Annotated in this window: 27 protein-coding genes and 1 rRNA gene; 14 read left to right on the top strand and 14 right to left on the bottom strand. The window is 42.4% G+C overall.

Features of this window, described 5'->3' with window-relative positions; translation table 11 throughout:
• The first annotated feature begins 5 nt into the window (after positions 1-5).
• From BQ5338_RS00530 to BQ5338_RS00520, 3 genes are all read left to right on the top strand, one after another.
• Complete coding sequence (locus tag BQ5338_RS00530; RefSeq protein WP_071144887.1) at positions 6-392, top strand: hypothetical protein; 387 nt, start codon at positions 6-8, stop codon at positions 390-392.
• A 4-nt stretch (positions 393-396) separates the two neighbouring features.
• Positions 397-813, top strand: a complete 417-nt coding sequence (locus BQ5338_RS00525; RefSeq protein ID WP_071144886.1) for a protein-export chaperone SecB — start codon at positions 397-399, stop codon at positions 811-813.
• A 261-nt stretch (positions 814-1,074) separates the two neighbouring features.
• Entirely contained in the window at positions 1,075-2,199 is a 1,125-nt protein-coding gene (locus BQ5338_RS00520) for a lipid II:glycine glycyltransferase FemX (RefSeq protein ID WP_071144885.1), read from the top strand.
• A 132-nt stretch (positions 2,200-2,331) separates the two neighbouring features.
• Here the strand turns inward: BQ5338_RS00520 and BQ5338_RS00515 are convergent, their stop codons facing one another.
• The 6 genes from BQ5338_RS00515 to lpdA all read right to left on the bottom strand — a co-directional run bounded on the left by BQ5338_RS00515 (position 2,332) and on the right by lpdA (position 9,649).
• Positions 2,332-3,396 (bottom strand): winged helix DNA-binding domain-containing protein, encoded by a 1,065-nt coding sequence (locus BQ5338_RS00515; protein ID WP_071144884.1) that lies wholly within the window; start codon positions 3,394-3,396, stop codon positions 2,332-2,334.
• 114 nt (positions 3,397-3,510) lie between these two features.
• Positions 3,511-4,026 carry a flavodoxin gene (locus BQ5338_RS00510; RefSeq protein ID WP_071144883.1) on the bottom strand — a complete coding sequence of 172 codons (516 nt, stop codon included), beginning with the start codon at positions 4,024-4,026 and terminating at the stop codon, positions 3,511-3,513.
• 38 nt (positions 4,027-4,064) lie between these two features.
• Positions 4,065-6,098 (bottom strand): alpha-ketoacid dehydrogenase subunit alpha/beta, encoded by a 2,034-nt coding sequence (locus tag BQ5338_RS00505; RefSeq protein ID WP_071144882.1) that lies wholly within the window; start codon positions 6,096-6,098, stop codon positions 4,065-4,067.
• 20 nt (positions 6,099-6,118) lie between these two features.
• The gene (locus BQ5338_RS00500; protein ID WP_071144881.1) at positions 6,119-7,507 is read right to left on the bottom strand and encodes a dihydrolipoamide acetyltransferase family protein; all 1,389 of its coding nucleotides are present in this window, start codon (positions 7,505-7,507) and stop codon (positions 6,119-6,121) included.
• A 6-nt stretch (positions 7,508-7,513) separates the two neighbouring features.
• Positions 7,514-8,287, bottom strand: a complete 774-nt coding sequence (locus tag BQ5338_RS00495; protein WP_071144880.1) for a lipoate--protein ligase family protein — start codon at positions 8,285-8,287, stop codon at positions 7,514-7,516.
• Positions 8,288-8,299: 12 nt separating this feature from the next.
• The gene (gene lpdA / locus BQ5338_RS00490; RefSeq protein ID WP_071144879.1) at positions 8,300-9,649 is read right to left on the bottom strand and encodes a dihydrolipoyl dehydrogenase; all 1,350 of its coding nucleotides are present in this window, start codon (positions 9,647-9,649) and stop codon (positions 8,300-8,302) included.
• Positions 9,650-9,803: 154 nt separating this feature from the next.
• Between lpdA and BQ5338_RS00485 the strand changes: the two genes are divergently transcribed.
• The 4 genes from BQ5338_RS00485 (at position 9,804) to BQ5338_RS00470 (ending at position 12,494) form a co-directional block, all read left to right on the top strand.
• Entirely contained in the window at positions 9,804-10,985 is a 1,182-nt protein-coding gene (locus tag BQ5338_RS00485) for a DUF3089 domain-containing protein (protein WP_071144878.1), read from the top strand.
• Positions 10,975-11,457, top strand: a complete 483-nt coding sequence (locus tag BQ5338_RS00480; RefSeq protein WP_071144956.1) for a GNAT family N-acetyltransferase — start codon at positions 10,975-10,977, stop codon at positions 11,455-11,457. Before BQ5338_RS00485 ends, BQ5338_RS00480 begins: the two co-directional genes overlap by 11 nt.
• Before the next feature lie 291 nt (positions 11,458-11,748).
• Positions 11,749-12,132 (top strand): VOC family protein, encoded by a 384-nt coding sequence (locus BQ5338_RS00475; RefSeq protein ID WP_071144877.1) that lies wholly within the window; start codon positions 11,749-11,751, stop codon positions 12,130-12,132.
• A gap of 59 nt (positions 12,133-12,191) precedes the next feature.
• Complete coding sequence (locus BQ5338_RS00470; RefSeq protein WP_071144876.1) at positions 12,192-12,494, top strand: DUF6506 family protein; 303 nt, start codon at positions 12,192-12,194, stop codon at positions 12,492-12,494.
• Between the two features lie 110 nt (positions 12,495-12,604).
• Here BQ5338_RS00470 and BQ5338_RS16770 read toward each other — a convergent pair whose 3' ends face one another.
• The 7 genes from BQ5338_RS16770 to BQ5338_RS00435 form a co-directional block, all read right to left on the bottom strand.
• Positions 12,605-12,700, bottom strand: a complete 96-nt coding sequence (locus BQ5338_RS16770; RefSeq protein WP_159431297.1) for a smalltalk protein — start codon at positions 12,698-12,700, stop codon at positions 12,605-12,607.
• A gap of 250 nt (positions 12,701-12,950) precedes the next feature.
• Complete coding sequence (locus BQ5338_RS00465; protein ID WP_071144875.1) at positions 12,951-13,469, bottom strand: HU family DNA-binding protein; 519 nt, start codon at positions 13,467-13,469, stop codon at positions 12,951-12,953.
• Positions 13,470-14,073: 604 nt separating this feature from the next.
• Entirely contained in the window at positions 14,074-14,304 is a 231-nt protein-coding gene (locus BQ5338_RS00455; protein ID WP_071144873.1) for a DUF4248 domain-containing protein, read from the bottom strand.
• A gap of 46 nt (positions 14,305-14,350) precedes the next feature.
• Positions 14,351-15,268, bottom strand: a complete 918-nt coding sequence (locus tag BQ5338_RS00450; protein ID WP_071144872.1) for a DUF4373 domain-containing protein — start codon at positions 15,266-15,268, stop codon at positions 14,351-14,353.
• Entirely contained in the window at positions 15,268-15,726 is a 459-nt protein-coding gene (locus BQ5338_RS00445; protein ID WP_071144871.1) for an N-acetylmuramoyl-L-alanine amidase, read from the bottom strand. The genes BQ5338_RS00450 and BQ5338_RS00445 overlap by 1 nt, the downstream gene beginning before the upstream one ends.
• Before the next feature lie 15 nt (positions 15,727-15,741).
• Positions 15,742-16,236 (bottom strand): NUMOD4 domain-containing protein, encoded by a 495-nt coding sequence (locus tag BQ5338_RS00440; protein ID WP_071144870.1) that lies wholly within the window; start codon positions 16,234-16,236, stop codon positions 15,742-15,744.
• A 342-nt stretch (positions 16,237-16,578) separates the two neighbouring features.
• Positions 16,579-16,914: an SH3 beta-barrel fold-containing protein gene (locus BQ5338_RS00435; protein WP_071144869.1), complete on the bottom strand. Its 336-nt coding sequence runs from the start codon at positions 16,912-16,914 to the stop codon at positions 16,579-16,581.
• Between the two features lie 264 nt (positions 16,915-17,178).
• On the opposite strand from BQ5338_RS00435, the gene BQ5338_RS00430 reads away from it, so the two are divergent.
• The 7 genes from BQ5338_RS00430 to BQ5338_RS00400 all read left to right on the top strand — a co-directional run bounded on the left by BQ5338_RS00430 (position 17,179) and on the right by BQ5338_RS00400 (position 23,233).
• The gene (locus tag BQ5338_RS00430) at positions 17,179-17,577 is read left to right on the top strand and encodes a hypothetical protein (protein ID WP_071144868.1); all 399 of its coding nucleotides are present in this window, start codon (positions 17,179-17,181) and stop codon (positions 17,575-17,577) included.
• A gap of 374 nt (positions 17,578-17,951) precedes the next feature.
• Positions 17,952-18,701, top strand: coding sequence for a DUF6946 family protein (locus BQ5338_RS00425; protein WP_071144867.1), 750 nt, complete (start codon positions 17,952-17,954; stop codon positions 18,699-18,701).
• A gap of 45 nt (positions 18,702-18,746) precedes the next feature.
• Positions 18,747-19,826 carry a DUF4917 family protein gene (locus tag BQ5338_RS00420; protein ID WP_071144866.1) on the top strand — a complete coding sequence of 360 codons (1,080 nt, stop codon included), beginning with the start codon at positions 18,747-18,749 and terminating at the stop codon, positions 19,824-19,826.
• Complete coding sequence (locus BQ5338_RS00415; protein WP_205409922.1) at positions 19,805-20,101, top strand: hypothetical protein; 297 nt, start codon at positions 19,805-19,807, stop codon at positions 20,099-20,101. Before BQ5338_RS00420 ends, BQ5338_RS00415 begins: the two co-directional genes overlap by 22 nt.
• A 273-nt stretch (positions 20,102-20,374) precedes the next feature.
• A complete protein-coding gene (locus tag BQ5338_RS00410; RefSeq protein WP_071144864.1) occupies positions 20,375-21,676 on the top strand; it encodes an AAA family ATPase in 1,302 nt (433 codons plus the stop codon).
• Entirely contained in the window at positions 21,676-22,476 is an 801-nt protein-coding gene (locus BQ5338_RS00405; RefSeq protein WP_071144863.1) for an RloB family protein, read from the top strand. Before BQ5338_RS00410 ends, BQ5338_RS00405 begins: the two co-directional genes overlap by 1 nt.
• Before the next feature lie 91 nt (positions 22,477-22,567).
• Positions 22,568-23,233: a hypothetical protein gene (locus tag BQ5338_RS00400; RefSeq protein ID WP_139265138.1), complete on the top strand. Its 666-nt coding sequence runs from the start codon at positions 22,568-22,570 to the stop codon at positions 23,231-23,233.
• Between the two features lie 66 nt (positions 23,234-23,299).
• Here the strand turns inward: BQ5338_RS00400 and rrf are convergent.
• Positions 23,300-23,379 (bottom strand): 5S ribosomal RNA (rrf, locus tag BQ5338_RS17240); the annotation flags it as partial.

The following is a 23,379-nucleotide window of genomic DNA, read 5'->3' as shown; positions in this document are numbered from 1 at the left end:
ATATAATGGATAAAAGAATAGAAAGCATTAAAGATTTTCTTCAAAGCATTCATAATAAGTTTTCTTTGATGAAATTCAAGTGTGAGTATGATTCAATAAATCACACTTATATTATCGAAGTACACCCACAAGAAGAGTTTACAGCAAACAACGATTATATTTCTCTTGAATCTGATTTTTGGGACAAATTTGAAAATGAACATCAGGGATATTATCTGCTTTTCGTTACAAAAGATTCACTGAATCATGTTTCAATTCCTGCTTTTAGCATTGGGTATGAGGAAATTAATGAAATAATACAACCCGCACAAATGTCTAAGTTCGAATTCAATTTCAGCTTGGCATCCGAACACATCTATGCAGGAGAAAACAATTACGCTTTAGCAGCATAAAAAAATGAATAATACAGAAGCATCAAAATTCCGCTTTAACGGCTACATAGTTAAACATTCTGATTTCAATTTTAATGGTTCTATCAGTGCTAATGAAAGCTTGAATATAAACATAACTCCAAGTGGGGTAAAAGAAAAAGAGCTATTTACATTAACACTAGATATTGAAATTAAGAACGAATCAAACTCTATCAGCCTTCACATGATCACTGATAGCCAATTTAGTTTTGAAAAAGATCTTGAACCAAACCAATTGGGCAAATTCTTTACTCTTAATGCGCCAGCCATTGTTTTTCCGTACATACGTGCCTATATTTCAATGTTGAGCTCGCTCTCTGGAGTATCACCAATTCTTTTGCCAACATTGAATCTCCAAAATATTGGAGAAACTCTTGCAACAAAAATCATCGTTAAAGATTAGATTATCTATTCAATCAAAACATAAACGGCATCCCTGAATTTCAACTAATAAATTCAGGGATTTATTTTGTGATTGAATTATTATACAAAAAAAAGGATGTATCAAAACTCTATTTTAGAAACAGGGAATTCTTGTTTCCTCTATATTATCATATAGCCTCAATTTTAAGAACAAGAGCCATACGACAAGCAAAAACTTCCCATAAATATTTCATATTCTTCTCATAAATATCTATCTTTGCAACTTTTTTAAGCAACGATTATGTATATTGATATTTGTGAGAAGGACACAAAAGAGATTTATGACAGTCCGATAGTACAACAGACAGCCTTCTGGTCAGAAGCAAAATCGCATCTGGGAGTGGAGACCAGAGCTTTCGATTTCAAAGTAAGAAACCGCGATATTTACACAGACGTAGGAGGCTATTCCTGCACCTGCGCTGATTTTCTAATATTGCACAAGCCGCTGAATAGACAATACAGCATAGCTTATGTGCCTTATGGTCCCGAGATAGAACCGTCGGAAGAAAATCAGGGATGCTTTCTCGAAGAGATTTCCGAGACTATACGTCCGTATCTCCCCAAGGACTGTATCGCTATCCGCTACGATTTAAGTTGGCAATCACACTGGTGCGATGAAGATTTCTTTAATGATAAAGGCATTTGGAAAGGACCACCGGAGAAGAAGTTCCAGGAACTACAAATGAATTACAATACTTCGGAATGGAACTTGCGCAAATGCAATTCCGACATATTACCCTCAACGACAATCTTCCTCGATCTGCTTCCCTCCGAAGAAAAGATATTAATGCGGATGAAACCTAAAACCCGCTATAATATAAAATTAGCCATGCGTAAAGGGGTAACAGTGAGAAGGGCCGGAATGGAGCAGTTAAGCGTATGGTATGCGCTTTACAGGGAGACTGCTATGCGTAACGGATTATTTGTAAACGACATCGAATACTTTTCATCGGTATTGGCTGCCAAAGCAAGCGATACAGCATCCTCCACACAAATAGAACTATTAATTGCAGAAGCCGAAGGAGAGCCCCTCGCTGCAATATTCTTAGCTATTTCGGAACACAGAGCTACATACTTGTACGGGGCGTCGTCCTCGCACAAAAGAAATTATATGCCTACTTATGCTTTGCAATGGGAAGCCATAAAATTGGCTAAGAAGAATGGATGTACCGAATACGACATGTTTGGTGTATCTCCGGGACCAGACCGTTCACACCCAATGTATGGATTATACCAATTCAAGACCGGTTTCGGAGGTGAGTTATTGCATTATATGGGGTGCTGGGATTATCTTCTGGATGAAGAGAACTACCGGTACCTACAACTAAGCGAAATCAATGCGCAGGGATATTACCAAGTCAGATAATCCCTATCTTGACTTTTACAGTCATTTGATAAACGTGCACGAAAAAGCTCGAGGCCGTGCACGAAAGATTTCGTAATCGTGCACGAAACATAACGCTTCCATGCACGGGCAATATTTAGTGATCTGGGCGACTTATTTGGGTGCCGCTCCTCCCAAAAATCTCCGATAAGCATTCTCCGCTTTGAGCAATGCCTCCTTGTCGATGTTGAAGTTTTGCTCAAAAAATGTCGTTTCAAAACTGATTCCTGCTTTGGAGACTAACTTTTTCCACACACCCACTATCTCACCATTACACATGATGTTTGGATAGAAGGTTCCATTTTTAGTGAAAGCTTTGAGGTGATGCTCTAATGCTAAGATTGTGGTTCTGTCTTTATAGCTGATCACATATTCGTCAAACGCAGGCAGAAAATGCAGCACGTTATCGGGCTTTAATTCGTTGGCATATAATTGATGAACAAACAGGTTGTGAGAAGCAAACTTATCGGAAATCAGTTCTGAATCAATGAGACCCACTGCCTGCTTTGCGTCTGCCACAGACAACCCGGACCACCAGATAAAATCTTGCAGACTTGCAGGAGAGTGGCTTCTGAAATAATTCAATGCGAGTTTGACCAACGATTCTTCTTTATTCAGCTCTTTTACCGGAGAAACTCGTTCCTCAATCAGGGCGTAAGTCAGCTTCTTACCTCTGACGGGGCCGCTGCAAACGATGCCTTCAATCTCCGCGCGCATCATAAAATGAATCATTCGAGAAGTATTTACAACTATACCTGCCTTGTTCAGTTCTAATCCTACCTCCTCTCGCGTCATAAAATGATTCCCTGCTAACATTTTCTCCAGCAAACCGTTGCATTTGGAATACAAACTTTCGCTTATTTCCAAATCCCGATCTCTCGAAGCAGAAGATGACTTGATCCGTTGCGCCGACAATCGCAGCATCCATCTAATATCTTCGGCAGCCACCAAATGCCAGGTGGGGCGCATCACGTGTGTGCGCAGAATGTCGCCTCGATCGAGAGCCTCATCAACAAGTTGCTCTGTTCCCGACTTTAGTCTGATGCCAACCGCCCATTTAACCATATTATAATCTTGCGCTTGCATGGCACCCATCCAAGCAACCAACTCTTTCGGGTTAACAAATTCTGAGTGATGAAGCTGCTGACTTGAAAGTCGAATATCTTTAATCTTTTGCATATCTGGTTAGAGGGATTTTAGTTAAGAATGCGCAAGATACAAAAATACAAAAAAAAGGCTATCCACAAAGTATGGATAGCCTTCTGAGTTAGAGTATTTCACATATAGAGAGTCTTACTTGGCAGAAAAACCTTCTTTCTTCAACTGGGACACCCAGTTTTTGATCCTTTCATCCGTTTTGTCGGGTTGAGTATCATCATCGATAGCCAGTCCTAACAAGGTTCCTTCTTTCAATGCGCGAGATTGAGCGAAAGTATAACCTTCGGGAGACGTTAGTCCAACGATGCTGGCTCCTGCAAATTCAAAGGCTTCGGCCAACAGAGCAATACCATCTACAAAATTATCCGGATAGTTTACTTGATCTCCCAGACCAAAGATAGCAACCTTTTTACCTTTCAGGTTGAGCGATTTCAATTCAGGAATCATCTCATCCCAATAAGTCGGTAACTCACCATCAAACCAGGTAGCCGTACCAACGATCAGATGATCATATTGCTCAAATTCCTTTTCCCATGCATGTTCCACTGGGACAAGGTCCGTTTTTGAATCGCCAAACACCTCTTGTATTTTTTTTGCGATTGCTGCTGTTTTCACGGTGTTTGCTCCGTAAAATAGTCCGATCTTTTTCATTTATGTATCTTTTTCGTAAAGTTAATATTCTACTTGAATCAATATGCCAAAAGCTCCTTCGCTGCTTGATAGATGCGTTCTTCGTTAGGAAGAATCGCCTGTTCGAGCACAGGATGGAAACCTACAGGAGTAAAGGTAGAACCTACACGTTGCACAGGAGCGTCCAAGTATTGGAACAATTCTGTACCTATTATGGCAGCTATCTCGGCACCAAAGCCCGAGAAGACTTTATCTTCATGCACAATCAGCACTTTGCTGGTCTTCTTCACAGATGCAAAAATGGTTTCCTTGTCAAGTGGAATAATTGAACGAATATCGATCACTTCCACATTTCCTCCGTTCTCGTCGGCCAAGCGATTGGCAGCCTGCAAGCAGAGATGCGTGGTGTTTCCGTAAGTCACAATCGTGAGATCATCACCCGCTTTGCGAATTCGAGCCTTTCCGAATGGAACTTCAAAATCATCAGGGATAACAGTTGCTGCTTCCACAGCGTTGTACATCGCTTTCGGTTCCAAAAATAGCGTAAATCCTTTGGAGCGAATAGCCGTTCTCAGCAAACCTGCGGCATCATCGGCAAACGAAGGATAAACAATTCGGGCTCCGGGCAAGGTAGACAATGCGCCTTCTAAGTTTTGTGAGTGGTATAATCCACCACCGATATATCCACCGGAAGAGAGACGCAAGGTAATGTTCGGAGTAAATTTACCATTACTTCTCCAATATTCGTGCGTGCATTCCACGTATTGCTCAATCGCTGGCCAGAAGTAGTCGGCAAACTCGGCACCTTCAATCACTAAATGAATCTTCGGATCGAAGCGGCTCATTCCGTTGGCCGATCCCACAATATAGTCTTCGGCAATTGGAGCGTTAAATACTCGCTCGATACCGAATTCTTGCTGCATTCCCTTCGTTACATTGAACACACCACCCTTATCTTTATTGGCCACATCTTGGCCCCAAAGGAATGTGTCCGGATTATGGCGGAACTCGCTCTTCAACGTTTCGTTGAGCGCTGTCACAAGGTTTTTCTTCTCACCCTGTTCATTGTGTGTTCCATCCACGTAAACTTTTGGTTGGTACGGTTCGGGTAAAACATAATCGAAGATCGTCTTCGGATCAGGATCGGGCGCAGCGATGGCTTTCTTATTTGCCACGCTCAGCTCTTTCTTCACAGCGGCCTCAATCTGGGTCAACTCTTCCTCGGTGAAGCGTTTGTATTGAAGCAACATACGGCGGAATTTCTTCAAAGGATCTGCCGCTTTCACATAGGCCAACTCATATTCATCACGATACAAGAAATGGTTGTCGGAGTTAGAGTGCGAACCGATGCGCACACAGTTAGCGTGAACGATGACGGGGCAACCTGTTTCAATGGCATACTCACGAGCAGCGGTCATAGCGTTCATAGAATCGAACACATCTTTACCGTTGCAATAAATAATCTTCAGGTTTTTGAATCCTGAAAAGTTTTGAGCTACCTTGCGGTTGGCTGTTTGATCTTTCTTAGGAACAGAGATACCATATCCATTGTCCTGGATAACAAAAATCACCGGCAGTTTCTCTGTACATGCGCCGTTGATAGCCTCGTACACATAGCCCTCTGAGGTGGTAGCCTCACCCTGACAGGTGATAGCTACTCCTTTATGCTTATAGTATTTCATGGCTCGCGCCACTCCGGCTGCATGCAAATCTTGCGTACCTACAGCTGAAGAGATATTCTCGATGTGCCATTCGTGTTTAGAGAAATGGTTTGACATGTGGCGGCCTCCGCTGGTAAGGTCGGTAGCTTTAGAGATACCGTTAAGAATCAACTCCTCGGGTGTCATCCCTGCCGACAGCACCGTCAACATATCACGATAATAAGGGAACAGGAAATCTTCACCGACCGTGAAAACTTGCCCAATGGCCAACTGTATGCCGTCGTGTCCCGCATACGGAGCGTGATAAGACCAACCAAGAGATTGAAGCTGATACATCGGTGCCTTCTCGTCCATCGCTCGTCCGAGAGTTAGCAGGTGGTACCATTTTTTCAGTGTCTCTTTATTGGTATTATTAATATCAAATGTTTTCATGCTTTATAATTTTATAAGTATTATTTATCCCACTTTTCCAGATACTCGGCCACGCTGAGTAAGAATTTGCCACCCAATGTGCCATCGATAATGCGATGATCGTAAGACAGAGACAGATACATTTTGTGTCTGATTGCAATTACGTCGCCATCCGGAGTTGAAACAACAGCAGGTTTTTTCTCAATGAATCCCACGCCCAGAATAGCTACTTGAGGTTGATTGATAATCGGTGTACCAATTATATTCTTAAAGGTACCAAAGTTGGTGATAGTAAACGTACCATTCTGCACATCACTAACTTTCAGTCTGTTGGCACGAGCCGTGTTGGCCAGTGAGTCGATAGCCAGAGCCAATCCCTTAGTGTTCAATCTGTCAGCATCGTGAATTACGGGAACAACCAAGTTGCCGTCGTCCAGCGCAACAGCCATACCGATATTGATATGCTTTTTCAGGATCATCTTGTAACCATCCACAGAAGCGTTTACATAAGGGAATTCGATCAACGCCTTTGATACAGCCTCAACAATAGCAGGCATATAAGTAATGTTGATGCCCTCTTGTTTACGGAATTCATCTTTCACACGCTTGCGCCAGTTTACAAGCTTGGTTACGTCTACCTCGATGATGGTTGTAACATGTGGAGAAGTATTCTTCGACATCACCATGTGGTCGGCAATGATGCGTCTAACCGGATCCATATCAATAACTTGATCTTCGCCCGCTTTTTGAGCAACAGGAGCTGCAGGAGCTGCAGGAGCTGCAGGAACTGCAGGAGCTTTTGTCGGTTCGGCAGGATTTGGTTGAACAGCAACAGCACTTGCTGGTTTGGCTGCCGCAGGTTGCGCACTAGCCGCTGCAGGAGCAACGCCACTCTTCTTCTGTTCGATGTATTTTTGAATATCTTTCTTGGTTGGTCTGCCAAGATAACCGGTTCCTTGCAAGGCATCCAACTCAGCGCTGGAGATTTGTGCCTGATTGGCCAATTGAAGTACAACCGGCGAATACCATCTGCCTTCTTCCTTCACTGCTGCCGGTTTGCTTGAAACCGGTGCCGGTGCTTCTTGCTGTGTTGTAACAACTTCGGGCTGTGGTGCAGTTGTTTGTGGGGTTTCCGGTTGAACTGCTTTTTCAGTTTCCGTTTTTTCGGTAGCTTCTTCCGCTCCGTCATCTTCTATCTCAACAGTTGCCACTGTAACTCCTACAGGAACCGTATCGCCTTCCTGAAATAGAATTTCGAGAATCTTTCCTTCAACAGGAGAGGGAATCTCAGCATTTACCTTTGCGGTAGTTACCTCAAATAAAATTTGGTCCTCCTCAATTACATCGCCTGCTTTGACCAACCATGCGATAATGGTTCCTTCGGTGATGCTTTCGCCTAACTTAGGCATTTTAATATCGAACTTTGACATACGTTTTTAAGTTTTTAAATTGACTGAATAAGAATTACCCAAGCGATTTAGCCCTAAATTCCAACTTGGAGTTTTGTATTTTTCATCCCTCAGCAAAGCAATCTTCATCTTGTCCTGCTCACTGAAAGTGTATATAGTAATAGGCCCCTCTTGAGCCATCATCTCTTTTATTATCAGTTCTTTGAATTCGTTCATTTGCATCGGCTGATCCAGATGTTGAACAATATTAGTCACCTTACTTTTGACAGATTTCACATAGCTTCTTCTCTTCGTGTCGGGCAGTTGCTCCAACGCACTCAAGTCACCCTCAAGGACGGAAGTAAGCATCGACAGATTCGTTGAAAACAAGAGTGAAGCATGAAACAAGATTCTGCCGCCAAAGATAGATTGTGCGCTGCCTGAGATTTTTAACCCCTTTACAGTCAATCCTCTACGTGCGTCGACCTCGGCGTTCAATCCTAATGTTTTTAAAAAGTCGATCATCAGGGTTGAGAATTTGCCGAAATCAGGATTCTTGCTATTTTCGATAAAAGTAAGATTGACATTGCCCAAATCATCATACACAGCCCCACCTCCCGAACTGCGTCGGGCGATCTTGATCTCATGCTCCCTTGCCAAAGCAAGATTCACCTCGGCTTGCACATCCTGATGTCTTCCGATAATCACAGAGGGCTCACTTTGCCACACCATGAAGACATCCTCAGTGAAGTTTTTCAGCAGATATTCTTCCGCTGCCAAGTTAAAGTATGGATCAGTAATCGGGCTATTAATACAAATCATAAGGCGACTTCATCAAATAGATAAACTTTCATGTATAATTTCGCCCACAGTTGGATGCGGGAAAATGATCCGCTTAAAATCTTCCACTGTGAACTTTTGCTCAATAGCGATACCCACCGAAACGATCAGTTCCGAAGCAGGATTGCCTACCATGTGACATCCAATGATGCTTTCCGCTTCATCAACGATCAGTTTGCAATATCCATTGCCCGTCTCGTTTTCGGCTACGAAGCGCCCGGCGTAAGCCATCGGTAGTTTCAGCACACTATATTTTATTCCGGAAGCTTTCACCTCCTCTTCAGTCTTTCCAACTCCAGCCATTTCCGGATTCGTATAAACAACACCCGGAATGGCATCATAACTCATTCGGTCGTCTACGCCTACAATGTGGTTAATCGCCACATCTGCCTCACGAATAGCTGTGTGAGCAAGCATAGAATATCCGGTGATATCTCCCGCCGCATACACGTTCGGGTGCGAAGTTTGCATATATTCGTTCACCTTCACACCGCGGCCCTGAAGCTCCAAGTTCAGCTTATCCGCACCGATCGTGTTGAGAACCGCTTTACGGCCTACGCTAACCAATATCTTTTCAGCCTCAATTTCTTGGGTCTTGCCCCCTTTTTCAATGATCACCTGATGCGAATTTACCTCGATAACTTTCGCTCCAAGATAAAAAGAGATTCCCTTTTTGGCATATTCCGCCCGAAGCATGGCCGACGACTCATTGTCCATCACACCCAATATCTCCGGCATCATCTCTATAACGCTCACTTTTACGCCAATGCTGTTGAAGAACGAAGCAAATTCCATCCCGATCACTCCGCCACCAATAATGGCAAGCGATTTAGGCACCGTTTTATTATCCAATGCCTCTTTCGAAGTCCAGAAATCTACGTCTGACAACCCCTTGATAGGCGGGATAACCGTTTCCGAGCCGGCACAAAGCAGCAGATATTTCACCTCATACTGTTCGCCGTTGCAAGTCAGCAGAATCTCTCCGCCCTCTTCGCCCGCGATAGCCGCTTCGCCTTGTACAACAGTAGCGCCCGCGGAAGTCAGTTTCATCTTAACCCCCATGGTCAATTTCTTCACCGTCTTGTTCTTGCGAGCAATGATCTTGTCCAAATCAAACGAAGGAGAACCTTCTACCAAAATTCCGTATTTTGCAGAACTTTTGGCATTATCTAATAATTTAGCTGAATAAAGTAATGTTTTAGAAGGTATGCAACCCTCGTTCAAGCAAACGCCTCCAACTTCACTCTTCTCGAAAAGAACCGTCTTCAGGCCGCTTGCTGCAGCTTTCTCACCCGCATTATATCCCGCTGGGCCTCCTCCTATAATTCCAATATCATATTTCATAACGCTTATTATATATTATTTAAAGTAAGAATTAAACTTCGTGCTCGCACACATTAAATAAAGAACGCACTGTAATATTCAACAAGTTAGAGCTTATTTTGTTTTATTCTAAATTATATCTTTGCATAGAATAACCAAAAAAAAGGAAAAACCGATGAACAATAGAGGAGCTACAATCACCACATTAATGCTTGCCGGTGCGGCAAATGAGTCGGCAGATGGCCCGAAAGGACGATTTATTCAAAATTACGTGGGGCGAATGCTCGATCAAGAAGCAGCTCCCAACACGGGGCCGGAACCGGATTATAGCAACCCGTTTTATTGGGCGGCCTCTCCCGACAAACAAAATGCGGCGGACAGTATTCCTTCTTTTCTTAAAGGAGAAATAAAGAACCAAACGGCCGACGTGTTCTATCTTCATCCCACAACTTTCTTGAGCGGACTCAATCCGCTGACCATCTTAAGTGACATAAGCGATAAGCGGGAGCTCATTGAATCGATGAAAAATATTCCGTGGAACGCCGACCTGAACGACACGGCGCTAAATCATTTGACCGATATGCGAGCCGTTCTCAATCAGGCCACAGCTTTTAACGCCGCTTGCCGTGTGTTTGCCCCGCGCTATAGGCAGGTTCACATTAAAGGTTTCTTTGCCCGAACGTCGGATGCCACGCAGCGAGCCCTCGACTTGGCTTATAGTGATATAAAAGAGGCTTTCGAGTATTACCTCACGCACCATAATCAGGGACGACCAATACTCATTGCCGCACACAGTCAGGGCACTTTGCACGCCATTCGTTTGCTGCACGATTATTTTGACGGCAAACCGCTACAGCAACAATTGGTTTGTGCTTATCTGGTAGGTCATCAACTGCCTGTGGATACCTTCAAGTACCTTCCGCTGGGCGAGGCCCCCGATGCCTTGGGTTGTTTTGTTGGCTGGCGTAGCTACCTCGAAGGCGAGTTGCCACAATCGGTGAAGGTAGAAAAGGGTGATTCACTTTGTGTCAATCCGCTTACCTGGACTGCATCAACCGAAGCGGTTGCCAAGGAGCAAAATGCAGGTATGTTGCTGAGTCTCAACAAACTATTGCCGCAGGAGGTCAGCGCAAGAATTGAACCGACCTCAAAAGTGTTATGGGTTTCTTTGTCGGACTTTTCGTCCAAAGTGACCAAACAGATGAGGAATCTGCATTCCTTCGATTATAATCTGTTTTGGATGGATATTCGTGAGAATGTGCGTTTACGAGTGGATGCGTATAATAAAAAAAGCAGTATCTTTATGCCACAATTTACAGATTCTCCACTCAACAAGAAAAATGAAAATGATACGTAAATGTTTAGAATCGGAAACTGATGTGATTTGTGAAATCATCAACGACGCATCCATCGCTTATAAGAATCAAATTCCGGCCGACCGCTGGAAGGAGCCATACATGCCCATGAGTGAGCTGTTGCATGAGATTGGTCAGGGAGTTGACTTCTATTGCTATGAGGAAGATGACCGGATACTCGGCGTTATGGGCATTCAGAACGTGCAGGATGTTAAACTTATTCGCCACGCTTACGTCCGCACAAAATGTAGAAAAGGGGGCATTGGCACACAACTACTTCGCTTTCTTATTGAGAATCAGAAGAAGCCAATCCTCATCGGCACGTGGAAAGCTGCAACGTGGGCCATCGACTTTTATCGAAAAAATGGCTTCCGGCTGACTTCAGAGAAGGAGAAGAATGTGTTGCTGAAAAAATATTGGAATGTTCCGGAAAGACAAGTGGAAACTTCTATTGTGCTGACGAATCAATCATAGATCGATCCTTGTTCATTTAGAACTCGGGCTTAGCATAAAAATACAAAATTGTTTGTCCGGAAGAAAAGCGTTCATTATATTTGTGCGTTCACTATTTGTGAACATGACCAAATAATGAACACTAAATAGATAACTGTACGCTGTATGCGACCCTCTATTCTATCCCACGATAGATTCATCCTTTGATTTATGTACAACGAATGTCCCCCTAACCTGCGCTTGCAATACCTTATCGATACTTATTGGATCATCGAGAGGATTGTTGATGAATTAATATTAAACTAAAACAAGATGGAATATCAAACGCTGTCACCCAATATTGGGGTTGAAAATGTAAATGAAACCGTAAAGTTTTATACCGAGGTGCTCGGTTTTACGCTGGCCATGAGTAATCCTGAAACAGGAGAGTTAGAATGGGCCATGGTTGCTCAGGGCAATGTGACGATTATGTTTCAAGAAATGCACAGTTTGAAGAAAGAATATTCTCAACTGGCAGATCGTGCCGCAGTAGCTGCTCTCACGTTCTATGTGAAGATGAAAGGTATGAAAGAACTCTATGAGAAGGTAAAAGATACGGAGTATCTCGCAGTGGAAATACATCAAACCTTTTACGGCGCAGAGGAATTTGCCCTTTTTGATAATAATGGATATATCTTAACCATTAGCGAGGACTAATCTCTGCAAAAAACGCTACCTTTGTTACTTCTATAAATTCAACTAAAACAAGAAAAACGATGGTAACAAAAGCCGCATTTATTTACATTGCGCCAAAGAACGATCCAAAAGTTCATCGTGCAGTGATTGATTCTCCTGTGATTCAGCTAACTGTAGTGGGCGTGGTGGATTATGACGAAGCTGAGAAAATTGTTTTGGAATTAGTTTCGGAAGGTATTACTGCCTTTGAACTATGTGCCGGATTTGGTAACGAGGGAACTGCCCGCATCGCTAAGTGCGTGGGTGATAAGGCGCTGGTGGGTGTTGTTCGCTTCGATCTGCATCCTGCGTTTGGACACAAAAGTGGGGACAGCATGTTTTGAGATAAGCGATAGCCGATCCACTCTTTTATTAGTAAAAATCCCCGACTACAGATTCTTGGTAACAGGTTGCCAAAGATCGTAATCGGGGATTGTTCATTGTGGAAGGGCGCTTACAGCGTCATGGCTTGTGCGCCCAACGCTCCGCCAATGGCACCAACCACGGCGATAATAATTTTCAGGATCAGATCCCAAGTTGACTTTTTCATTGTTGTAGGGTTTTAGAAATTCTGATTACTTTTTTTGACTTTTTGCTCTCACCGCCGATTGTGTGAGTGCCCTTTGAAGTAAAGGTGGGCACCCGACTTGTCACAGAAGGTTTTTCAACTTGTAAGGGGTAAAACAGGCTTGTACGAGTAAAAGACTCGGGACTTATGTGGCATCCTGCGCCACCAATGAGGTTAAGTCTGCCCCTTCTATGAATGATTAAACGATGTGACAAAGTCGGCTGCCGAAAGCTTACGCCAGGGGATCCTTAGGCTTGGAAGGAGAGGTTGGATCCCTAGGCTTGGCCGGATCAGTTGTCGTTCCGCCGCTATCGCCTCCAGTCTCAGCATCGGCAGTGCCTGTCCAACGCTGGTACTCAACGCCGGTATACATGGCCCTAGTGGTTCCGCCCGCACCTATTCCACGTATGCCGGTTGGCGTAAACTGTACACGTAGGTTGACAATCTGGGTAGGCGAAACATCATCGGCGTTGAGCACGCCTTTGCCGCTGGCATTGGCCATCATGGTGAACGATCCAAGGCCGTCGAGCTTCACGGTACGGCTGTTGAGCAACTGCTCGCGCATCACGCTCATCAGATTTCGGATCACATTGTGCACATCACCAGCCGTGAGGGAAGCTTTGTCGGCAATGAGTTCGGCAATCTTCTGCGTGTCGATCATCTTGCCCACCTTCACCAAACGTGGATGCCACTTCTTTTTGCCATCCTTGGAGGCAACATTGCTCTGCAATGGTTTGTAAAATAAAGGCATAGTTGTTTTGATTTTTGTTACTAACTTTTGTTCTTCGTAATCGATTACGAATGCAAATGTAGGGCAGTAACCAGGCGGCGGATGGCGAAATGGTTAGAAACGGTAAGTAGTTGCATGTTTGGGGGAGAAAGAGGGAAGAATCATTTAAACTTTAATTAGTTTCAATAAAGTATAAAGTCCCAATATAAACGCCAGAATACAGCTAACAAACAAATAATCAGCAAAATATCTAATAATTATAGCTGCCAAGGAAAGAATCAATAACGGCAACATTTGCTTCATGAGAAAGAGTTTTCTCTCTTCTTTCATTTTTAATTGGCTATAGAAACTACCTAAAAAGGAAGAGCTAATTAAGACTATAAATAATACCACATTATTCGCTAATTTCGCCTTATCAAAATAATAAGATAGCATCAGAATGACTAATGATATTATAAAAATCGGAATGTATATAATCTTTATGTATTTCATCAAACTATTTTCAATTAAACACATACAAAGATAAAACTTTTTTTTATTCAAATACCGAACTTTTCCATAAAAAGATGCGATGATTTTACTCCCGTTTGTAGTATCAAATCTTGCAACAAATGCTCTCCTTTTTTCAAGGCTCTCCGAGATGCAGAATGATGAGTCGCACCTGTGCGGGAGTAAGCATGCGGGTGCTGTGGCCGTATCCCGTTTGCAGCAATGCCGCCGTAAGAGATTGGTTGCGGAGGATCCATTCATTGAGTTTGCGACGAGCCACGGCAGCCGTCGCCTCGGGCAGATACATTTGCGCCAATTCGGTTTTGGTGAGAGTGGTGTAGAGTAGCATCAAATCGTTGTTTTCCATCGTTGTTGATTTCTAAATATATTTATTGACACGGGCAAGCGAGCGATCACCCACGCAGCTTTTTATGTAAATAATTGTTATAGGTTTCTTCAAACAGCTTGGGGTTGTTGAGCACCCAGAGGATGTAGTCGCCCGGATTGTCTTTTCGAACGAGCAGCGGACGGTATTGGGCGCCGAGCACTTTCCACAACACGCCGCCCGGACCGCCTAACTCGGGTCGCTGACTGAGGGCGCTGATGGCTTCTACCGTTTTTTCATTCTTCACATTCACCGCATCGAGGTTTAACTTCAAGATCGGTTTAATCTCTATATTCTCTTGGTTATCAATCGATTGAACTAAAGACGGACTCTTAACTACAGGCGAAGCCGCTCCCTCCCCGCCTTTGCCGATGGGGCGAGGGGCGCTTTGCTGTGGTCTGTTTTCATCTGTTTTACTCTGCTGTACTTTCGTTTTCTCTTGTTTGTTTTGTGGCATTTTATCCGAATAAACCTCGGCCTTGACCACCGTTACTTCGGAAGAAACCTCCCCGACTTCAGGTTTGGGCAGATCGGCGCCACCCGCCTGCGGTTCATCGCCGGCAATGAGGCAGTAGATGGGGTCGATGGTGCGTTTGCGCTTGCAATCTTGATTGATTTTGAGGTAACGCTGCTGCAAGGCGGAGGAGGTGAGAATGGTATGCAATGCGTACAAATCGGGGTCGAACAGGTGAGCCTCGATACAGCTCTGCAAGATGTTTTTCACCTCATCGGCCCCGCACTCCGTCTGATCGCAGATGTCGAAGCACAAATCCTCGTCCCACGCCACATAGTAGCCTTTGCCGCGATAGATTTCGCAGAAGAGGGCGATGATAGCGGAGATTCCCGCCGAACCGTTTTGGCGCACGATGCGGCGCACCTTACGGTCGTGCAGGAAGTCTACATCCAGCGGAAAATAGTCGAGACCGCTCTTTAAAGGTCGTGCCATTATTTCGCCTCCTTTCTAGTACCAAATTCGGACAAAACATCGAAGCAGGGACAGGCCTTCAGATACTCGTTGGGCGTGATGATGCCGTTGCCGTCGAGGTCGGGACTGGTATCGCGATGCCCCAGCACCTGCTCGATGCTCGGCAAAACCATCCGCAAAGCCTCCACCAAGCGCTTCAAGGAAGTCCGCTGCGCCACCGTACGAGTATCCTTCGGTTTGCCCTGCGCATCGAGTCCGCCAACATAGCAAATACCCACCGAACGCTCGTTCCAGCCCATGCAGTGCGCCCCGTCGGCCGACACCTCCCGTCCCGCTTCTATGGTGCCATCCAAGCGGATAACGTAATGATAACCGATACTCCAAAAACCCCGTTGACGATGCCAGCGATCAATGTCGGCCGCTGTGACGTTCTGCCCCTCGCGAGTGGCCGAACAGTGAATGATAATACTGTCTTTCATACTTTTTTATTACTATTATAATAATACTACATTATACTGATTTTTAACCACCTCAGGTGTGCGAAACTGTGTGCCCAACTTGCCGCGATCGAACCCCTCGGCCTTGCAAAGTTGCGCCATCGACCGATAGCGGCGAATCACCTCTCCCCGCTCGCCCACCACCCCGCAAGGCTTCCGTTTGGAGTTGAACAGGCCATGCAGCAAGGCATGTTGCATGTTGTCATAATGATCGCACCACTCCAAATTCTCCACACGATTGTTCAACTTATTGCCATCCAGATGATTCACCTCCGGCAAGTTCGTCGGATTCGGCAGAAAACTCTTCGCCACCAACCGATGCACGGCGTAATTGAGAAACAACCCTTTTGTACAGAGCATAATACTCCCGTATCCATTATTTTTTATCCTAACCTTCATGGTTCGCGTTTCATTACACTTTAAGCTCAACACCCGTCCCTGATCGGACACCATATAATCTTCGTTTCCTTCCACAAATCTCCAATTTTCCATCCTTTATCACTTTCTAGTTTTCCATTCTGTTAATAAGTATAAACGTACACGTTTACCGTACTTTTCGTGCACGAAACCCATCGACGCCGTGCACGTTCAGCACGCAGTTCATACAGCGCCCACGCCCCTCACCCCCATCGATTTATGCCTAAAGCGAGACAATGTTGCTCCCTTTCCCGCTCCCGTTCCTCCTCATCCACGTAGGCCGAACCCTCCGCAGGCAGAGGCTCCAACTTATCGGCCAGCGTAGTAAGAAAATCCACCTCCTCATTCAGAAAGTCGATCGCCTCACGCAGCGTGTCCACCCGATAGCGGCGACAGATGTTCAGGGCAAACGCCTCCTCACTCATCCGCCTCAATCTTCAGGAAGTTGGCCGCCCTGAACGTTCGCCATGCCTGCTTATCGAGATCAAAATACACAACAAAAGTATTTTCAGGTCGTGGCACATAAGGTCGCTTGAAGCAATACTCATAATCGGCCAACGTGCCCCTCGCCCTGCGCACCGACCCATCCTCTTTGGTATAACTAAAAGCCACCTCACCCCGATGCATCCCCTCGATAAGGCGTTCAATGCCATGCGCCATCAGTAGCGCCGCACTTTTCGAAAACCCATTCTCCTGTTGGATGGCCGCCGCCCGATACATCAACCTCCTGCGTTCAATTCTTCTATCTTCCATAACTTCAAAAAATATTGTTATCTAATTATCAATTATTATTACTTTGTAAAATCCAGTATAATTATCAACAAATGACTTATGACAATGCAAATATAAAACTTTTATTACGAACGATTAAGACTTATTTTCCTAAAACGCATTGTATATTTATTTTAGTCATCATTGCCTAGAATAAATATTATAATTTTATTCACCGATAAGTAGAATTATAAATATATTTTAGTTAATTTTGCCGCCGTTTAACAAACAACATTTAAAATTCAAATGAAAAAACAAGACTTAAATCTGTTCAAAGAACAGTCGGCAAATCTACTTCGTTGCATCCGCATCAACGACCTAGAACAGTACAACATCACCCAATCAGAGGTAAGCAAACACAGCAGCATCGATCAACGCACCGTGAGCCGCATAGAAGGGAATGAAAGCATCACATGGCACCCCATGCACAACATCTTCTACTACTATTGCAGCTTCGAAGGCATCAAAGAGAAATACGGCGACGCATTCAGAAAGTTGTACAAAACGGATTACATTCCCGAAGATGTGCTCAGGCAGCTAAAGGACGAAAATTGCGCCCGCAGTGAGATTGAGGAAGAATATCGAGAGATATACGAAGAGGCATTGGAGATATGTAAAATCAATTTCCACGCACTGCACAGGTGACAGTTGCGTGATGTGTGAAGTGAAGAGAGGGGCTTTCCGTACAAGGGGAGCTCCTCTCTTTATTTTGGTGTGTGAGGTGGGTGGATTTAACAACAGCACTAGCGATTATCAGGACATATAAACTTCAAAAACAGCAACATCATAATACAAATATAACCTAGAAATAAACGTATTAAATATATTTTAAATTAAAAAATGACTTATATTGTCAATTTAAAAAATAGTATTATATTTGGGCGGATTTTACAACAAAATAATCTAGGAGGAATTTATGAGTGGTTTCTTCTAGGTGGGAGAAGAAAATTAGAGGTTCGCATTGGATGATAACATGCTCATATTCATTAATAGAAGAGTGTAACTTTAAATACAAAAATATGAATTACAAAAATTCAAAAGGAGGTCAGATTAACAATCTCAGCGACTGGGAAGCACTTTTTCTTCAATCTCCCAATAAGCAAAAGCAGTGGCAAGATGGTCGTAGCGCATGCGAACTGGCAAATTTCATGATGGAGCTAAATGGCGAAACAATGATTAAAAAGGTTGTATCAGAATTGATTAATGAGAATGTAACATTTGAGACTGCTACAGCTGAATTAGAAACAAGATTTGACGATTATGGCCGTGGACGAGTCCATGACTTGGGTATTTGGGGAATCACTGATTCAAAAAAAACAATCTTTGTCGGGGTTGAAGCTAAAGTAGATGAGCCATTCGGTGGAAAGGTCTCAGACTCATACCGTGCAGCTAAAAAGCGTGAATCTGAGGGAAAAAACACAAATGTACCCAAACGAATCGAGGGTCTCTTACAAAGAATTTTCAAAGCATCACCACCTCAACATTTTGACTTAAGATATCAATTACTCTACACTACAGCTGGAGTATTAAGTGCAGCGAAAAATAAAGAAAAAGCGGATATTTCTATTCTACTCATTATCGTCTTTAAGACAAATCGATACAACGAGAATAAAGGGAAAAAAAACCTTGAAGATTACCATAAGTTCATCAACTGCGCTGAATCAGAGAAAATTCAAAGCAATTCAGATATTGAATTTCACAAACTGAAAATTGAGGATAAAGAAATGTATTCAATTTACATGACTATTGACGAAAAAGGAATACTGTAAAGGGGTTGTAGGAAAAAAGTAAATAATAAATAAAACGTCGAGATTATGAGTAATATTCCAGCAGATTTAAAGTTTCAGGATTTGTTATCGTATCAATCGGTGATAGATAAGTTAGCAAAGAGAAAAACACCGATGCATCTTATCATGGGTAATGGGTTTAGCATAGCTTATGATCCTAACATATTTTCATACAATGCTTTATATGACTTTATAGAGCAGCTAGATGATGAAGTACTCAGCAAGTTGTTTAAAGTGATTAATAATAAAAATTTCGAGCTGGTCATGCGTCAACTCGAAAATTTCATTGAAATAGCAAAGATATTCAATACTGATAGCCAATTAGTAGCTGATTTAAGTGCAGCCAAGGAGCGTTTGCAAAGCAGCCTGATTCAGGCAGTAAGCGAATTGCACCCTGAACATGTATTTGAGGTTAATGAAGAAAAAAGTATGAGTTGCTTTTCATTTATAAAACGATATATAGACAAACATGGTGAAATATTCTCAACGAACTATGATCTGTTACTCTATTGGATTTTAATGAGAAATGATTCAACTATCGCTATCGACGGCTTTGGTCGAGAATTATTAAATCCGGATGAAGTAAAATATGGGAAAGAAGAAGAATGGTCTGAGCTATATTGGGGGAAAAATAAAGAAGAACAAAACATACACTATTTACATGGGACTCTACCATTCTTCGATACTGGCACAACCATCGAAAAAGAAGTGTATAAAAACAGAAACTATTTATTGGACAACATTAAAGATAGAATGCAAAAACAGGATTATCCAATATTTGTAACCTCGGGTAATGGCGAAGAAAAATTGAATCATATTATGCACAATAGTTATCTTACATACTGTTACGAACAGTTAAGTAAGATAACTGGCTCTCTAGTCAGTTTTGGATTTAATTTTGGAGAATACGATCATCACATTATTGATGCTATCAACAAAGCAGCAAAGCATGGAGCACAATCTGGAGAAAAACTCTTTAGCATTTACATCGGAGTTTATTCTGAAACTGATTTAGAATATATAAAGAGCATCGAAGGTAAGTTTAAATGCAAAGTAAACGTGTATAATTCTCGGACAGCTAATATTTGGATGGAATCGCCGATTTGAGCGACAAACGTTTTGCTGTGATTATAGACGAGGCTCACAGTAGCCAAAGTGGATCGGCAGCGGATAATATGAACCGTGCAATGGGAAATAACGGAGGAGAAGATGAATACCCCGATCCACAGGATACGATACTGGAAGTAATGCGTTCGCGCAAAATGAGAGGGAATGCTTCTTATCTGGCTTTTACTGCTACTCCCAAGAACAATACATTAGAGAAATTTGGAGTAAAGCAAGAGGATGGAAGTTTCAAACCTTCGAAATTATTTTGTGTGTGAGAAAAAATGCAAGTGGTTTAACCCGTAAGCCTAGTGCAAACATCTCCTTGATTAAAAAAAAAACAAATATAAATCACTCATTTATAAGTATTTGCACACTTGCATTAAATAAATTGAAGATAGCGCTCCCCAAATACTCCCAAGAAGCTATCAACACCCCCCCTCTATACTCCCCACTGCGAATAAAGTTTAAATCCGCAAAATACATCCGTGAATATTTCACGGATTAGAAAAAAGTGATACCTTTGCCCTATAACTATAAATCTGAAGATCATGCTGCTACGATTAAAAATCAGGAACTTCCTGTCATTTTTTGAAGAAACGGTATTCGACATGTTTCCTAATCCAAAAAGGGCTTCTTTCCCCAATCACATCTATGGAGAGATGACGGTTCCTTTGTTAAAGCAAGCTGCTATTTATGGGGCTAATGGTTCGGGAAAATCGAACTTCATCAAAGCAATCAGCTTTATTAAATCATTTGTAACTGACGAGGATTTCTTAAAGGATCTGGATTTAGATGAATATATTTTCCAGCTAACGACTGTAAAACAATCGAAGATAAATTTTGATGTGGAATTTTTCATCAAGGAAAAGTACTTTGTCTACAATCTGCAAATCGACAAAAAAAATATTCAAGAATCGCTATATTTATCGGGATTAGGAAAAACGCCCGACAAATTGCTGTTTAAGCGAAATGGAGCTGGGATTACATCCGACTATCTGGGTAATGAGAGTTCTGCTAAACAGTTATTGACAATGAACCCTCATTCATCGCTACTTCCATTAAACCAAAAGTTCCCGGTTCTTACTAGTGAAGAAGTTAAGCTAGCTTTTGAATGGTTTGAAAAGGAATTAGAGATAGTCACGATAAATAGCACTGTGCCGGCATTAATCGATTTGATGTCTAAGCAGACTGCATTATTGAATCTGACGAATGAGATTTTTGAGAATATCGGGATGGGTATTAAGACTGTGAAGATAGCTGATACACCTTTTGATCAATGGGTTACATGTCATAAAAATGCCAAAGGCTTGCAACAGATGATGGAGAATGATCCATTAAAACCTAACACGGGTATTTCTAGGATCGAAAATAATCGGAATATATTTTCGGTGTCATTGAAAAAAGGCGTGAAAACGGTACATGAACTTTTGTTTGAACAGATGGGGCAGTCGGGGTTTAAGAAAGAGATGAAAATCACGACACAGTCAGATGGCACTGTTCGATTATTGACATTAATACCGGCAATATATGAAGCTATCAATAAGCAAAAGGTCGTCTTTATTGATGAAATAGACAACAGCATCCATCCTAATTTGATGTTTTCATTACTACAGTTTTACGGGGCTAAACAATCGAAGGGGCAACTAATTTTTACAACTCATACTACACGATTGATAAATCAGCAGGAGCTGCTTCGTCCTGACGAAATATGGCTGACTGAGAAGGAAAATGGCAATTCAAAAATGTATTCCATTAATAACTTTAAGATACACAATACCATTAATCTCGAAAACGGATATTTAGACGGGCGTTACGGCGCTGTGCCGCAACTAGGTGATTTCGAGTCGTGATGGAAGAGGTGAAACGAACATATAGCAAGGGGAATCCTGAAAAAGAACCTTTACATCAACCTAAAAAGAAAACCGTTGAAGTTGAAGTTCAAGGCGCAACTGTTAGCGACATTCAGATGTCTACTTATCAGAAAGCCGATATAGAAGAACCACCTAGGGCCTTTTTCATCCTCATATCTGGTGGCGAGGTACGTGAAAAAGATTATTTCAAGATCATATCTGTGAAAGATAAGCGATGGCGCATTAAGTTGGAATTTATTGCTGATCCATTAAAACTATCTCCGGACGGAATGCTTGAATTGGCCGAGTATAAGAAGACACGTTATGCCACGAGTCAGAATAAGGATGCTGAAGCAGACAAAATATATCTGATATCGGACGTAGATCATTTTATGAATGAGCTCCTTCGAATTAAGCCTAAATGTGAGAGTGAAGGTTTTCAACTGATTATCAGCAACCCGTGCTTTGAGATTTGGCTATATTATGCTTATTGTGATACGATTCCGGATTTCCCATTGCCACCAGATCCACTAAAGATTAGTAGTAAATTTAAAAGTTGGCTGCCCAGTGCAATTCCTGGTGGAATAAAACCCGCAAAAGCCATTTTAAGCATTTACCGTAATATTGAGAATGCCAAGAAAAACTACAAGGAAGATGAGAACAGAATACCGATCTTGTTTTCAACTAACATGTATTTATTAGCGGAAGACTTGCTGCCGCTGATTGAACCTGAACTGACAAACATGATAGACGAAAACGCCAGAATTGAAGCTGATTTTCGAGAAAAAAGTCAGAAATAATCCTGTATAATCTCAAAAAAGATCATTATATTTGGACAGATTCTTGACTAAAAAGAATAAAACACTAAGCTTTTCAATGTGGAAAAAACAAATGATGAAAAAGCTCCCCTTACTAATACTCATTGCCGGGATGTTGTTCTTTCTAGGCATCAGCAAGCCCAAAGCACAAGAGCTGACAGCTGGGAACATGCTCAAAAGTGACAAAACTTCCTTGAATCAGAAAAAGAACAAAGAGGAAGAAAAAGAAATAATCAAAAAAGTTTCCACGTCATTTTACGACTGGTATCTAAAACGCATAACAGCAACAGACGACACGACGGCCTACAGATATTTTTTTGTGAAGGGAGAAAACGGAAAATGCAAAGCTAACTTTGAACCTTATTTCAAGCAATTAAGGAAACTCAAAACGATCTCAAGGAAATTCATGGACAGGGAAGTGGAAATCGCTAAATGTTGTATCATACATATGGAGAATGTTGATTGGGAAGATTATGAAAGTACAACAAACGCTTTTAGATACATTGATTTCTGCTCCGAATTTTTATCCTATTATTGGATTAGGAGTCAAGAACCTTATGATGGTGTTGAGATCATTGAGATGACAAAGAAAGGAAATGCCTGGTTTACTACTTTGCAATTCTACACTGATTATGAGAACAAGAGAACTCGCTGGAACTACATTTATCCGATTGTTAAAGTTGAGAAAGAGAATGGGAAATGGCTAATGACTGAAATAACATTAAAAGACGGTGAATAAGGGAACGGGCCATAGCTATAACACAAAATCCCCCGTAAATATTTCTATCTACGGGGGACTTCTTCAAAACGGCGACTACCTACTCTCCCACTGTTACGCAGTACCATCGGCGTGATCAGGCTTAACTTCTCTGTTCGGAATGGGAA

The sequence above is a fragment of the Bacteroides ihuae genome, assembly GCF_900104585.1.
Classification (GTDB): Bacteria; Bacteroidota; Bacteroidia; order Bacteroidales; family Bacteroidaceae; genus Bacteroides; species Bacteroides ihuae.
This window is presented reverse-complemented; position numbering and strand designations above follow the sequence as displayed.